Consider the following 13,682-nt stretch of genomic DNA (forward strand, 5'->3'; position numbering starts at 1 on the left):
TTAATGAATTATTATAACTTTAAAGAACATATAATTTTTGTATTTCGTGATACTATGGAAAGAATGTATATCCTTAAGGTAGCTTACGATGGACGTCATAGGGGATTCCAATCTCAACCTCACAGAGACACTGTATGTGATCACGTACTAAGTGCATTAGAAGAGTGTGGTTATATAAGTGAAGAAAAAAGGGGTATTGTATTTTACGGAGGTAGAACCGATAAAGGTGTCTCTGCACTTGGAAATTTTGTAGTAGTCTATCTAAAGAAAGAACCTAAACTTTCCTACATTTACTCAAAGTTAAAGAATAAAGGTATCTGGGTACTAGGATATAGAGAGATAGAAGGAATACCTAAAGTAAAATATAGACACTATAGGTATATACTTCCAAAGGAAGGTAATTACAACGTAGGTCTGATGATCGAGGGATCTAAAAAACTTATTGGGACCCATTCCTTCCATAATCTTTCCAAAAGAGACAGATCCAAGAAAAAAAGTCCTATTAGGAGAATATTCGATATAAAGATCTCCGAGGATAGATACTATATTATAATAGATGTCATAGGCGAAAGTTTTCTCTGGAATATGGTAAGGAAGATAGTAACAGTACTCTCTGAGATAGGTAGAGGTAGGAAAGATATAAGTTGGATAGATGACCTCCTGCATATTGATCATAGGGAAGGTGTACCTCCTGCTCCTCCTGAAGGTCTTATTCTAGTTGAAGCTAGGACAGATGTAGAATATATATACGACCCCTACGTACTTAGAAGATTCAGAGAAGAATGGATGGAAGAGTATCTTAAGAGTATTGTAAAGTTTGGAATATCTAAAAGTATGGTAGATCTACTGGAATCTCCTTTTAACAGAATGGTATAGTATAGCCTGTAGTCCGTAGTATTTAACCATGCCTACGATCTCTCTCTGGTCCATATCCTTCTCCTCAAAGGATACGAGATCTTTATTGTACAGTGCATATGGACTCTCTCTTCCAATAACCCTAATAGAACCTCCGTATAACTTCAAGGTAACTTTTCCACAAACTCTTTCCTGGGTTTTTTCTATGAATGCATCTAATGCTTCCCTTAGAGGTTCATGCCAGAGTCCTCTATATATAAGATCTCCGTAGGTGGCATCTACTATATCCTTGAACTTCAACTCTTCCCTACTGAGTACTAACTGCTCCAACGCCTTATGTGCAGTTATTAGCATCACCGCCCCCGGACATTCATAGTTTTCCCTGGATTTTAAACCTAAGATTCTATCTTCCATAATGTCTATCCTACCGATACCGTTCCTTCCACCTATTCTGTTACACTCCCTTACAAGATCAACAGGATCCATCTTCTTTCCATTTATACCGACAGGGACACCTTTTTCAAACTCTATCTCTATGTATTCTTCCTCAGTACATTCCTTTGGATTCCTCGTCCATGTAAATATCTCTTCAGGAGGTTCAAATGATGGGTCTTCCAAAGGACCTCCCTCTATACTTCTGCCCCACAGGTTTTCATCTATACTGTATTTTTTACTCTCTGATGGAATATCTATACCATGTTTTTTGGCGTACTCTATCTCCTCCTTCCTTGTAAGATTTAGGTCCCTAATTGGAGCTATGATTCTTAGATGTGGTGCCATCGCCCTGACGATACTTTCAAATCTAAACTGATCATTCCCTTTCCCTGTACAACCGTGAGCCACTGCCTCTGCACCTAACTCCTCTGCCAGCTGGACCAGCTTCAATGCAATTAAGGGCCTTGCTAGAGCTGTAGATAGAGGATATCCTTCGTACATGGCATTTGCCTTTATTGCCCTAAATATGTATTCTTTTACAAACTCTTCCTTGGCATCTATAGTGTAGTGTTTATATACTCCGTATCTTTTTGCCTTCTCCTCAGATTCCACAATCTCTTCTTCAGGTTGTCCCACATCTACACACAAGGTTACTACCTTATAGCCATACTTCTCCTCTAACAACTTTAGACAACAACTTGTATCTAAACCTCCAGAGTATGCTAAAACACATATCTTATCAGCCATCTTATCACCTGTATATTGGTTCTACGAAGGATTTTACCCTCTCCATATTTCTCCTGAGTATCTCATCTATCTTTGGATATATATCCTCATCTAAGCAACTTACAGTTATGGCAGGGGTGTTTATCTCTCCCATAAACTTTTTGACGTTCTTCTCGTGGAACAGAATACCCTCGTAGTATTTGAGATTTGGTATTACATACAGTATCCCTTCAAGTTCCCTGATCTCATGGCAGGCGTCTAGTATAGTGTCTATAGTTAATGTCATAGTTCCAGAAGTTTTCGAGATCCTAGAGATCCTGTAAGTATTTAACAACCCCCTTTTCTTACCTACCTTTAACCTCTCTAATGAGTTATCTACCTCGAAAATCTCCCTATCATACACTCCTTTTGGATTCTCTACAATAAGTACTTCGGGATCGAAGTTGGAAATGACCTCTGGACTCAAGCCCCCTAACCCAGTTAAGTCGATAACTAAGTCAGGGTTTAACTTCTTATTTCTCAAGGCGAGATTGAAAGAGTTTATGTCCATAAAAGTTATATCCTTATTGTTTCGCACAATATCCTTCAGATGGGGATATATATCTACAAGTATCACCTTCTCAGAGTCATTTAAAAGGGAAGAAGCCATATAATTTCCACAGAGGTAGGCTCCAAATATGAGGGTCTCCCTAAACTCTTCCCCCTCTAAGAAGTACTTTATAGCTCTTGTCTTCTCCTCCACAATAGAGTATATTATATCTACTACCTTAGTTTTTGACTCCAAGGTTTTCACAGTCTCAGTTATACCACACATCATAGATATCCCTCTATATACCTATCCTCTTCAGAGCTTCCAACAACTCCTCTCTCACAGTATCTTCAATACTTCTTTTATGTATAACAGAGGGAGGAGACAGGGAACCACTTAAGATCCTACCTTTGCCGTCCATAATGAGAAGCATAGAACCTGAACCTGGCACTCCCAATCTTCCCCTTGCAATAACTATATGGGCATCTGTAGTATCTACTGCCATCAAACCCTTACTTAATACCGGCATCCTTGTAAGATCTGAGACCTCTGTAGGTATATCTACCTTGGATATATCTACATCCTTATCTTTATATACCTTCTCTATTAAGATATCTCTGATTATCCTAAATTTATTTAAGTTGTTTGTAGCAACAACTATCTTTTTCCCATTGAGAATATAATTCTTTATAGTTTCTATCTCTTCCCATTTATCTCCTTTTCTTTCTCCCCTGTAGGATTCAAGGTATGCCTTTAGAATACAGTTTTCCAATCTATCCATCCCTCTCCCTTTTCTATTTATTTTCTTTTTAGTTGTTGATGATTTTTAAGATATATATCTCTAGGTGTGTTTATAGTATTCCTACTATTTCTTTTTTTATTAAATTATAATTAATTAATACAATTAATAATCTTAGAATCATGAATAAAAAAATAATAATTTCAAAACACCTAAATAAACAACAATAAATAAAGGTAAAAAACAAAATATGGCTTTTATATCGGAGTATTGGAGAAAGTTTAATAAAAAGTGAAACTATGTTCAGGATGGATGTAAGTGGGCTGATCCCCAAGAATATGGAGAATAGAGGTTTATTAATATTAAAGGACAACCTAAGGTTCATCGAGGATATACTAAGTCATCGAAGAATTCCAAAAGAAGGGTTACCTGAAGATAAGATAAGATTACTTTTAAAGTTCTTCTCACTTATGGATACTGACAAGGATCCAAAGGTTATAAGGATTGGGGAGAGGGAGGGTAGATGTGTTTCTAAGATCCAGGAAGAGTTAGTCTCTGGATTCTGTCATGGTATAGGTAGAAGTGGCAATCTCATAGATCCTCAACCTAAAGCCCCCGGTGCAAGTGCAATGTACAACTTGACTAATAGTATGTTAACAAGTTTCCTAAGGAATCTTGGTTTAAAGGTCCATGGGATAGGGCTACCAGTGGCAACAGGACTCTCCCTATCTCTCTGTCTGAATGCTGTAAGGAGGATGTATAACTCCAACGTGGTGATATACCCCTACGCTGCCCATAAGAGCCCAATAAAAGGGGTCTATCTTGTAGGGTTTAGGATGAGGCTGGTGGAGACTAAACTTTACGGAGATGCCGTCAAGGTAGATGTAGATGATATAGAAGATGCCATAGTACATGAGATAGATATGGGCAACAATCCCTGTATATTAAGTACTTTAACATTCTTTCCACCTAGGGAGAGTGATGATATAGTAGAAATAGGAAAAATCTGTAAGGAATACAACATACCTCACATTGTAAATGGTGCTTATGCACTCCAGAATAGATACTATATAGAAAAACTGAGGAAAGCATTCAAGTATCGTGTAGATGCAGTAGTAAGTTCTTCAGATAAGAACCTACTAACACCCATAGGTGGAGGTATTGTATATTCAAAGGATAAGGATTTTTTAAGGGAGGTATCTCTCAGTTATCCAGGTAGAGCCTGTGCAACTCCTATTGTAAATATACTTATCTCTCTCCTATCCCTAGGAATGAAAAGATATCTGGAGTTGATGGAGGAACAGAGGAGATGTAGAGATCTTTTAGAAGAACTCTTAAACAATCTAGTTGAAAAAACAGAAAGTAAAGTTTTAAATATTAACAATCCCATATCCTTAGCTGTAACTGTTAATTCGGATCCTGTTGAAATTGCAGGAAAACTTTATAACTTACGGGTCACTGGTCCAAGAGGTGTAAGATCCACCGACAAATTTGCTACCTGCTATCTTCACAAGTATCCTTACGATTACATTGTTATAAATGCAGCTATCGGTGTAAGGGATAAAGATATTATTGCGGTAGTTGAAAAATTGGAAGACGTTCTATTGAGACGGTAACAGGTGAAAAGATGGCTATATCCATTGCTATAGCATCAGGTAAAGGAGGTACGGGTAAAACCACTATTGCAGCAAATTTAGCCGTAGCTTTAGCTAAGTTCAGAAGAGATGTTATAGTGTTAGATGCAGATATAGCTATGGCTAATTTAGAGTTAGTATTGGGAGTTGAAGGAAAAGGTAAAACATTAAACGATGTTCTTGCAGGGAGGGCCAGTATAGAGGAGGCTATATATGAAGGACCTGCAGGGGTAAAGGTAGTGCCTGCAGGTATATCCCTAGATGCATTTAGGAAGGCACGACCAGAGAAATTAGAGGAAGTACTGAAGAAATTACATGACATGGCTGAAATTATAATTATAGACTGTCCTGCAGGAATTGGAAGAGAGGCTTTGACTGCAATATCTGCTTCAGAACACCTAATACTGGTAGTTAATCCGGAGATATCCTCTATCTCCGACGCCCTCAAGGTTATAGCTATTGCCAGGAGATTAGATACAAATGTATTAGGAGCTATAATAAACAGAACTATGAAAGAAGATTCAGAACTAAGCTCAAAGGCTATTGCTACAATTTTAGAAGTTCCGGTTCTAGGTGTAGTTCCTGAAGACCCCAACGTAAGGAAGTGTGCTGCATTTGGAGTACCTATTGTAATAAGGTATCCAGATTCTCCCGCTTCTCAGGCCATTATGGAGATCGCTGCAAAGTTGATAGGTAAAGAATACAAACCTAAAAAAGTTGAAAAAGAATCCTTTATTAAAAAATTCATTAGAGGAATATTTGGAGGTAGAAAATGACGTATGGTACAGTAGCCATAATAATAGCCATATTTAGCCTTATATTAAACGTTATATTATTCATAAAAGTAGTCCAGTTAAAGACGGAGTTAGATCATATTAAACAATCCACTAAGTTAACTAGAGAGGAGTTGGAAAAAATCCAGGAAAGACTGAAGAGACTTAAAGATTTGAAGTAATTTTGATAGTATATGAAAGGAGAAAGAATGAATTTCTACGAAATAATGGCTACTGTATTGTCTATCTTTAGTATTTTTGTATATTTTACACTATTTATAACTACTATCCAACTAAAAAAAGAGTTGAAACAACTTAAACAATCCACGAGATTAACTGAGGAAGAGTTGGAAAAAATTAACGAGAGGTTAGAAAAACTTAAAACTTCAAAATAGAGGGAAAAAATGATACCATACAGTACAATAGCCATAATAATAGCCATATTTAGCCTTATACTAAACGTTATATTATTCATAAAAGTAGTCCAGTTAAAGACGGAGTTAGATCATATTAAACAATCCACTAAGTTAACTAGAGAGGAGTTGGAAAAAATCCAGGAAAGACTGAAGAGACTTAAAGATTTGAAGTAATTATGAGATGTTCTCGCATAAGTACTTCAAGGCCTCTTCTTCCATAAAGTGCAACTTTCCAGGAATGATAATGGAGTGTAGAGGAGGCCCAAAGTCGTAATCAATAAGATCTTTGATTTTGCCATATACAATTTTTGGTTTAAAACTCCCTGCCCTGGCAAGTACAACAACCTTGGTGTTCTCATTTAAAATGTTCTCCCTTCTCCTATTCTCTATCTCAAGTAGGATCTTAAGACCTTCGTTGGCACTCATGAATCTATTTTTATCACTATCTAAATCTAAGAGACAGAGTGTGTGTAGGCCCATCCTCAGATTATCCCTTATAACATAGTAGGGGGTCTCTGGAAAGTAGTTAGGTTCGGGAAAGACTATTGAGGCGGTTCTTCCAAATTTGTATATCTGTAATCCTGTAATTCCCACTGCAGAGTATATAGAAGGGGCATTAATAACCCTTACATCTATACCTCTCTTCTTAGCCTCTATGACGAGATCTACATGGGTCGTAGCCACCATAGGGTCTCCTGCTGTTAGGAACATCACTGTCTTATTTCTACTCTCTTCAATTAGTTTATCACTCCTACACTCAACATCTTCTCTACTAAGGAGGGTTATCTTCTTTCCAATAACTTCTTCTATTTTATTTAAGGTTGTACCAGTTAAAGCAGCTGTGTAGAATTCTGCGTATATTTTATCTGCCCTTTTAGCGTATTCAAGAGTTTTTAGAGTCATATCTTTTTCGTCGTACAATCCCAAACCCGCAAGTATCAACATATTACAATCCCTCTTTATTATTAAAGATATTGAAAAATCAATAACAAAAATATATGGTTATAATAGTTATTATAATAATATCCTAAAATCGTTAAATATCTCAGGATTTTTATGAGCACTAAAATAAGAATTTGATAATAGAAGATTTCTCTATATTTTATCTTATATTTTATTAAGTATTATTTTTTAAACAATATATTAATGAGGACTGTTCTAATCAAGGTTTTACCTGTTCATTATTAAATCAATATATTTACATATACAGATAAATTGGATACCAAAAATAAACGAAAAATGGAGCCTTGGGCGGGATTTGAACCCGCGACCTTCTGCTTACCAAGCAGACGCTCTGCCAGGCTGAGCCACCAAGGCACAATACCGATTATTCTATAAATCCACCATCAGGTATATATACTTTTCGGTTATGTAGAATCTGACTACCTTACTTCTTCAATACCTAACTGTTAATTCAGGATAAAATTCAGGATAAGAAGAACTTATTTTATATTTTATTTTTATTTTTTTGATTTTAATTATTCTTAATTTTATAATTATTATTTTTTTAATGTGCTCCATTGTTGCTACTATTTAGTAATTATTTTTGTCATGATTACAAAAAGTAATAGTTGTTAGGTACATCGGTTATGTATTTATATATTAAAATATCAAATTATTTAATATGAGTGGAGATAAGATAATTCGGGATCCTATATACTACGATATCCATATCAAGGATAGTGAGATGTCTCTAATAGATACTTTAGAGTTTCAAAGACTGAGGAATATAAAGCAAACTGGATTAACTTATATGGTATATCCCAGTGCAACTCATACTCGTTTTGAACACTCCATAGGTGCCATGCATATTGCTGGGGAGGTTTCTAAGGGTTTAAAAGGGGTAGATTGTGATCTCATAAGGATAGCAGCATTACTTCACGATATAGGCCATCCTCCATTTTCTCACTCCTTAGAAATTAGAGGTTATAATCATGAATACTATACCAGGAAGATAGTGAAAAAGATGGATATCGAAAATTACTCTCCAAGGGAAGTTATAGATGTTCTGCAGTATAAAGGACCGGAAGGGTCATTAATAGGTGGGGATATAGATATAGACAGAATAGACTACCTACTAAGAGACAGCTATCATACAGGGGTGGCATACGGATCTATAGACTACAACAGGTTAATAAAGTGTATTGTACTATTCGAAGATAACAAACCTAAACTGGGTATATTGGAGAAAGGAGTAGTTGCGGCAGAATCCCTTCTCATAGCTAGGTATCAGATGTACTCCTCTGTATATATGCATCCAACCTCCAGGATCTCTGAGACAATGTTGAAGAATGCTGTTATCTATGGGATAGAAGAAGGTCTCTTTGAGGTAAGGGATCTCTCGAAGATGGACGATATAGACTTAATAAGTATATTAAGGGACTCCGAAGGGGAAAGTAATAAACTGATTAAGATGCTTGACAGAAGGAAGTTATTTAAGAATGTACTTGTAGTTAGATACAACGAGTTATCCCCCTATGAGAAGTGGATACTGATAAACCTTGGGGAAGAAGAGATCAGACGTATAGAAGAAGAACTCTCAGAGAAATTTAATACAACTGTATTCCTCGATATACCTCCTTATCCTAAGATAAGCGAGCACCGTATTACAGTACTTGCAGGCGAGAGAAGATACAGGTTAGATGAGATATCACCTCTTGCAAAGAATTTAAAATGGGCCTATATGAAATCCTGGGATGTTAGGCTGTACAGTCCTCCAGATAGATATAAGGAGTTGAGGGAAAAGATAGATAGCACCAAGTTGAAAGAAATACTCCTCCAATTCAGAGATAGGTGTATGGAGAGTCCCATCTTGGATATCCTCAGAAGAGAAGATAGAATAAGGGGAAGAGGAAAACTGTTAAGTATTGTAAAGGAGAGAGGTTTATCAGAGTCGGAGTTTTTAAATGAACTTCAAAAGTTGATATTCTCAGGTTTAATAAGAGAAGAGGTTGTAAAAGTAAGAGGTATCTACAGGTACGACTACTCTGCATTGGAGGGTTAAGGTGATAGGATGATAGTTCTGGGACTGGAAGGTACCGCCGAAAAAACTGGTGTGGGGGTTATAGATTCAGAAGGTAATATACTCTTCAATAAAACTGTGATGTATAAACCACCTGTACAAGGTATAAATCCAAGAGAGGCTGCAGATCACCATGCAGAAACCTTTCCTAAGTTGATTAAAGAAGCCTTTGAATATGTGCCTAAGGAAGAAATAGATCTAGTAGCATTCTCCCAGGGGCCAGGGTTAGGTCCAAGTCTGAGAGTTACTGCAACTGCAGCAAGAACTTTGGCACTGTCAATGAAAAAACCTATAATAGGTGTTAACCACTGTATAGCACATGTTGAGATTGGAAAGTTGGTGACTGATGCCCAGGATCCCCTAACACTCTATGTAAGTGGTGGAAATACTCAGATATTGGCATACGTTGGAGGTAGATATAGAATATTTGGGGAAACATTGGATATTGCCATAGGTAACTGTCTCGACCAGTTTGCAAGGAACTGTGGCCTGCCCCATCCAGGAGGACCATACGTGGAGAAACTTGCTAAGGAAGGTAGTAGGTTGTTGGATCTACCATACACCATTAAAGGAATGGATATAACGTTCTCGGGGCTCCTAACTGCAGCTATAAAGAAGTATGAACAGGGGGAGAGACTGGAAAATGTATGCTTCTCCCTTCAGGAGGTAGCGTTTTCCATGCTTACAGAGATTACAGAGAGGGCTCTGGCACATACAGATAAGGGAGAGGTAATGTTAGTTGGAGGAGTAGCAGTTAATGGTAGACTTAGGGAGATGTTAAGGGATATGTGTGAAGAGCAGGGAGTGGATTTCTACGTACCTAGGAGGGATCTCTGTGGAGATAATGGAGTAATGATAGCCTACTTGGGGCTGTTGATGTATCTCAGTGGTAGGAGGATGTCTATAGAGGAGACAAAACCCATTCCTAACTACAGGAGTGATACTGTAGAGGTAACTTGGATAGATGAAGAAGGAGGTAGGAAAAGAAGAAAGATACCAGAGCATCTTATAGGAAAGGGGGCAGAGGCAAATATAAGGAGAATCTACTATCTAGGTTGGGAGTGTGTTGTAAAAGAGAGGGTAAAAAAGAAGTATAGATTGGAAGAGCTAGATACAACTATAAGACTGAGGAGGACTGTAAGGGAGGGAAGGTTCTTATATCTAATCAAAGATTATGGTATATTATCTCCCTATATATTCGACATAGATAAGAAGAATTACACGTTAACTATGAGTTATATTCCTGGGAACCTTGCAAAGGATGAGATAGAGAGAGGTAACTTGGATTGTTGTTATAACATCGGTGTTATAGTAGGAAAACTCCACGAAAGGGATATAATACATAACGACCTAACGACATCTAACTTTATAGTTGTAAAGGAGGGGGATACAGATGACAGTAAGGAAGTTGTTGAAGATTATAATGGTACTAAGATATATGGTAGCTGTACTCAAAGGGTTTTGGAAGATTGTGAAGACTGTGAGAATGATCTTGAAATTGATAGGAAACTTCTCGAAAAGAATAAGGTCTATATTATAGACTTTGGGTTAGGTAAATTTTCAAGTATGTTGGAGGATAAGACTATTGATCTTATAGTTCTTAAGAAGTCTATTATGAGTACCCACTATAGAGTATTTGAGGATGTGTGGAAGAGGATATTGGAAGGTTATAAGGTGTATAAGGAATGGAAGGAGGTAGTTGACTATATGGGTGAGGTGGAAAAGAGGGGAAGGTATTGTTAAAAGTAGAGGGATTAACAGAGTTTTATCCTCTTTTTAAGTGTTCAGATTATTATACTTTTAAAAAAAAGAATTAGAAAACCTCTATACAGTCTCTCCAGTATTCAGTGTAGTATGGAGATAGGAGATAAAAGCTTATTTTATTTTGTCTGTATATTCTTGATTTAGGTATTTTAGGTATTAACATTTTCAGGATTTTATTTTTTTGATATTTATTTAAAATTGAAATCTCTAATGGTTGCTGTTAATTTAAAAAGTTTTATCTATTGCTATAATCTATAATAGTTATAATGACAATTTTTAATAATAATAAAAAATAATAAAAATAAAAATAATAAAATAACTCTCCAGTGGAAGAATGATTGATATCAACGATAGAAGAATCATAAAAAGATCCATAGAAGCTATAAAAAAGCTATCCAGTAAATTAGATAATATTAAAATAATGCACCTCTGTGGATCTCATGAGCATGTTATATGTAAATATGGGATAAGGGATGTTCTACCTGAAAATATAACTGTTATTCCAGGTCCAGGATGTCCAGTATGTGTAACCACACAGAAGGAGATAGACACTGCCATATATCTTGCTGAAGAAGGTTATACAGTGGTAACACTGGGGGATATGTACAGAGTCCCAGGGAGTAGAAAATCTCTTATGGAACTTCAATCTGAGGGGGCAGATATAAGGATAGTCTATGGAATAGGGGACGCAGTTAGAATTGCAGAGAAAGAAGGGGAAAAAGTAGTGTTTATTGCCATTGGATTTGAAACTACTGCACCAACTACTGCCGCTGAAGTTGTCAATGTTAGATCTAGGAAGATAGATAACTTCTACATATTAAACTGTCATAGACAGATACCTCCAGTTGTAGAGTTCCTACTGGAGGAGGGAAGTAATATTCAGGGCTTCATATGTCCAGGGCATGTAGCTACTATTACAGGGCTAAAACCTTACTATAAACTCTGTAGCAGATATAAGATTCCTATGATAGTGGCAGGTTTTGAACCTGTGGATGTTTTAGTATCTATAGTAATGATATTGGAGCAGATACTAAACAACAGTTATAAGGTGGAGAACGAGTATAGAAGGGCTGTTAGGGAGGAAGGAAACCCTATTGCCCAGAGGTTGATAAATGAAGTATTTGAACCTGCAGATATGCCCTGGAGGGGATTCCCAGTAATAAAAAATGGGGGGCTAAAACTTAGGAAGAAATACAGGAATCTTGACATATACTACCATGAGGATATACCTGAGATGAAAGAAGTAGTGAACAGTAACTGTATATGTGGGGAAATACTTAGAGGTAAGAAGTTACCTACTGATTGTAAGTTGTTTGGAAAGTACTGTACTCCTATTAACCCTGTTGGAAGTTGTATGGTCTCCGAGGAAGGCACCTGTTATATATTTTATAAGTATAGGGGGTTTATTTGAGGTAGAAGTATAATCATAAAGAAAATAATTGTAAAAATTAAAAAAATAAATAAAAAAATAAATCATGATTTTAATTATCCCTTTTAATATCCACATCTTCAACTAACTTACTATACGCCTTCTCAGCCATTTCATAAATCTTATACTCATCGATATTAGTCATCTTCCCATCCCTTAGAACCACATTTCCATCTATTAAAACAGTATCTACAACTCCGTTGAAGGCATAGACTAGATGAGACTTTAAGTTTTCAACAGGTATCAGGTAGGGTTTCCTGAGATCTACAAGTACTATATCCGCCAAGTATCCTTCTTTCAGCACTCCAACCTCTAAGTTTAATGCCTTACCTCCGTTTAATGTGGCAAACTTAAAGGAAACCTCTCCAGGTATTGAAGTGGGATCTAGGGATATCCCCTTATGGATAAGAGATGATATCTTTATTTCTTCAAAGATGTTTAAGTTGTTATTACTACCACAGCCATCTGTTCCAAGGGTGATGAGGATATTCTTCTCTAAGAGTTTTGGAATAGGTGCAATACCTGAACCTAACTTCAAATTACTTATAGGGTTATGGGATACTACAACACTTTTTTTCTCTATAATATCTATTTCCCTATCTGATAGATGGACGCAGTGGGCTGCAATTACCTTTACTCCTTCAAAGAACTCTATGGAGTTAAGGTATTCAAAAGGTCTCATTCCAGTTTTTTCCTTTACTATTTTTATCTCATTCAAAGTCTCATTCATGTGTATGTGTACAGGGATATTATACTCCCTCGCTATCTCATGGGAAAATGTTAGAAGTTCCTTGGAACATGTGTATGGTGCATGGGGTCCTATGGCAGGTTTTATCCTCGGATTATCCATCTTTATTATCTTTTTTACTATTTTTTCACAGTTCTTTATCTCTTTCTCCCTTTTCTCCTCGTCGAATAGATCTATCATCCCGTAGGAGAGGACAGCCCTTATACCACTTTCAAGCACTCCCTTTATTATACCATCTAAGTGAAAATACATGTCGTTAAATGTAGTTGTACCACTCTTTATCATCTCTACAGTTCCAAGGAGGGTGCCTATATAAACCAACTCTTCATTTAACTTAGATTCCATCTTCCAGATGTAATTGTTCAACCACTCCATAAGGGGGATATCGTCTGCAACACCTCGAAAGATGGTCATGGGTATGTGAGTATGAGTATTGACAAGTCCAGGGATCGCCGCCATATTTTTTCCATCTATTATCTCCACATCTCTTTTATCTATGCTCTCTTTCTCTAATAGGTTTCTTCCTATTCTTTTTATCCTGTTCCCTTCTACAAGTATGTCCCAGTTGCCGTTGCTCTCCAGTAGTCTTACATCCCTTATAAGTATCATCCT

14 protein-coding genes and 1 tRNA gene are annotated in these 13,682 nt (G+C 36.7%); 9 read left to right on the top strand and 6 right to left on the bottom strand.

Translation table 11 applies throughout. The annotated features are described in order from the left end of the window. The first annotated feature begins 63 nt into the window (after positions 1–63). Positions 64–876 carry a tRNA pseudouridine(38-40) synthase TruA gene (gene truA / locus MHHB_RS05380; protein ID WP_131007764.1) on the top strand — a complete coding sequence of 271 codons (813 nt, stop codon included), beginning with the start codon at positions 64–66 and terminating at the stop codon, positions 874–876. Here the strand turns inward: truA and MHHB_RS05385 are convergent. From MHHB_RS05385 to MHHB_RS05395, 3 genes are read right to left on the bottom strand one after another with little or no spacing between them, the layout of a single operon-like run. Then, positions 844–2,037 (bottom strand): argininosuccinate synthase, encoded by a 1,194-nt coding sequence (locus MHHB_RS05385; protein WP_131007641.1) that lies wholly within the window; start codon positions 2,035–2,037, stop codon positions 844–846. The genes truA and MHHB_RS05385 overlap by 33 nt on opposite strands. A gap of 4 nt (positions 2,038–2,041) precedes the next feature. Beyond that, positions 2,042–2,833 carry an SAM-dependent methyltransferase HcgC family protein gene (locus MHHB_RS05390; protein ID WP_131007642.1) on the bottom strand — a complete coding sequence of 264 codons (792 nt, stop codon included), beginning with the start codon at positions 2,831–2,833 and terminating at the stop codon, positions 2,042–2,044. A gap of 10 nt (positions 2,834–2,843) precedes the next feature. Next, the gene (locus tag MHHB_RS05395; protein WP_131007643.1) at positions 2,844–3,326 is read right to left on the bottom strand and encodes a FeGP cofactor biosynthesis guanylyltransferase HcgB family protein; all 483 of its coding nucleotides are present in this window, start codon (positions 3,324–3,326) and stop codon (positions 2,844–2,846) included. Positions 3,327–3,583: 257 nt separating this feature from the next. Between MHHB_RS05395 and spcS the strand changes: the two genes are divergently transcribed. From spcS to MHHB_RS05420, 5 genes are read left to right on the top strand one after another with little or no spacing between them, the layout of a single operon-like run. Continuing rightward, positions 3,584–4,900, top strand: coding sequence for an O-phosphoseryl-tRNA(Sec) selenium transferase (gene spcS / locus MHHB_RS05400; protein WP_131007644.1), 1,317 nt, complete (start codon positions 3,584–3,586; stop codon positions 4,898–4,900). 11 nt (positions 4,901–4,911) lie between these two features. Then, complete coding sequence (gene minD, locus MHHB_RS05405; RefSeq protein WP_131007645.1) at positions 4,912–5,694, top strand: cell division ATPase MinD; 783 nt, start codon at positions 4,912–4,914, stop codon at positions 5,692–5,694. Then, positions 5,691–5,873 (top strand): hypothetical protein, encoded by a 183-nt coding sequence (locus tag MHHB_RS05410; RefSeq protein ID WP_131007646.1) that lies wholly within the window; start codon positions 5,691–5,693, stop codon positions 5,871–5,873. Before minD ends, MHHB_RS05410 begins: the two co-directional genes overlap by 4 nt. Positions 5,874–5,900: 27 nt before the next feature. Further along, positions 5,901–6,086 (top strand): hypothetical protein, encoded by a 186-nt coding sequence (locus MHHB_RS05415; RefSeq protein WP_131007647.1) that lies wholly within the window; start codon positions 5,901–5,903, stop codon positions 6,084–6,086. 9 nt (positions 6,087–6,095) lie between these two features. After that, positions 6,096–6,281 (top strand): hypothetical protein, encoded by a 186-nt coding sequence (locus MHHB_RS05420; RefSeq protein ID WP_131007648.1) that lies wholly within the window; start codon positions 6,096–6,098, stop codon positions 6,279–6,281. Here MHHB_RS05420 and dph5 read toward each other — a convergent pair whose 3' ends face one another. Both dph5 and MHHB_RS05430 read right to left on the bottom strand, forming a co-directional pair. Beyond that, a complete protein-coding gene (gene dph5 / locus MHHB_RS05425; protein WP_131007649.1) occupies positions 6,282–7,052 on the bottom strand; it encodes a diphthine synthase in 771 nt (256 codons plus the stop codon). Positions 7,053–7,347: 295 nt separating this feature from the next. Then, positions 7,348–7,424 (bottom strand) — tRNA-Thr (locus MHHB_RS05430). Positions 7,425–7,731: 307 nt separating this feature from the next. On the opposite strand from MHHB_RS05430, the gene MHHB_RS05435 reads away from it, so the two are divergent. The 3 genes from MHHB_RS05435 (at position 7,732) to hypD (ending at position 12,304) form a co-directional block, all read left to right on the top strand. Then, on the top strand, positions 7,732–9,111 hold the full coding sequence (locus MHHB_RS05435) for an HD domain-containing protein (RefSeq protein ID WP_131007650.1): 1,380 nt from the start codon (positions 7,732–7,734) through the stop codon (positions 9,109–9,111). Between the two features lie 9 nt (positions 9,112–9,120). Continuing rightward, the gene (locus MHHB_RS05440) at positions 9,121–10,872 is read left to right on the top strand and encodes a bifunctional N(6)-L-threonylcarbamoyladenine synthase/serine/threonine protein kinase (RefSeq protein WP_131007651.1); all 1,752 of its coding nucleotides are present in this window, start codon (positions 9,121–9,123) and stop codon (positions 10,870–10,872) included. Between the two features lie 355 nt (positions 10,873–11,227). Continuing rightward, positions 11,228–12,304, top strand: a complete 1,077-nt coding sequence (hypD, locus tag MHHB_RS05445; RefSeq protein ID WP_131007652.1) for a hydrogenase formation protein HypD — start codon at positions 11,228–11,230, stop codon at positions 12,302–12,304. Positions 12,305–12,374: 70 nt separating this feature from the next. Here hypD and MHHB_RS05450 read toward each other — a convergent pair whose 3' ends face one another. Next, complete coding sequence (locus MHHB_RS05450) at positions 12,375–13,679, bottom strand: amidohydrolase (protein WP_131007653.1); 1,305 nt, start codon at positions 13,677–13,679, stop codon at positions 12,375–12,377. Positions 13,680–13,682: the final 3 nt, after the last annotated feature.

This window comes from Methanofervidicoccus abyssi, assembly GCF_004310395.1.
Lineage (GTDB): Archaea > AGJL01 > Methanococci > Methanococcales > Methanococcaceae > Methanofervidicoccus > Methanofervidicoccus abyssi.

Coding starts and splice junctions, on each gene's coding strand:
- minD (WP_131007645.1), top strand. CDS start 4,912: ATGGCTATATCCATTGCTATAGCATCAGGTAAAGGAGGTACGGGTAAA.
- truA (WP_131007764.1), top strand. CDS start 64: ATGTATATCCTTAAGGTAGCTTACGATGGACGTCATAGGGGATTCCAA.
- MHHB_RS05385 (WP_131007641.1), bottom strand. CDS start 2,037: ATGGCTGATAAGATATGTGTTTTAGCATACTCTGGAGGTTTAGATACA.
- hypD (WP_131007652.1), top strand. CDS start 11,228: ATGATTGATATCAACGATAGAAGAATCATAAAAAGATCCATAGAAGCT.
- MHHB_RS05415 (WP_131007647.1), top strand. CDS start 5,901: ATGAATTTCTACGAAATAATGGCTACTGTATTGTCTATCTTTAGTATT.
- MHHB_RS05395 (WP_131007643.1), bottom strand. CDS start 3,326: ATGGATAGATTGGAAAACTGTATTCTAAAGGCATACCTTGAATCCTAC.
- MHHB_RS05390 (WP_131007642.1), bottom strand. CDS start 2,833: ATGATGTGTGGTATAACTGAGACTGTGAAAACCTTGGAGTCAAAAACT.
- MHHB_RS05410 (WP_131007646.1), top strand. CDS start 5,691: ATGACGTATGGTACAGTAGCCATAATAATAGCCATATTTAGCCTTATA.
- MHHB_RS05435 (WP_131007650.1), top strand. CDS start 7,732: ATGAGTGGAGATAAGATAATTCGGGATCCTATATACTACGATATCCAT.
- MHHB_RS05450 (WP_131007653.1), bottom strand. CDS start 13,679: ATGATACTTATAAGGGATGTAAGACTACTGGAGAGCAACGGCAACTGG.
- spcS (WP_131007644.1), top strand. CDS start 3,584: ATGTTCAGGATGGATGTAAGTGGGCTGATCCCCAAGAATATGGAGAAT.
- MHHB_RS05420 (WP_131007648.1), top strand. CDS start 6,096: ATGATACCATACAGTACAATAGCCATAATAATAGCCATATTTAGCCTT.
- dph5 (WP_131007649.1), bottom strand. CDS start 7,052: ATGTTGATACTTGCGGGTTTGGGATTGTACGACGAAAAAGATATGACT.
- MHHB_RS05440 (WP_131007651.1), top strand. CDS start 9,121: ATGATAGTTCTGGGACTGGAAGGTACCGCCGAAAAAACTGGTGTGGGG.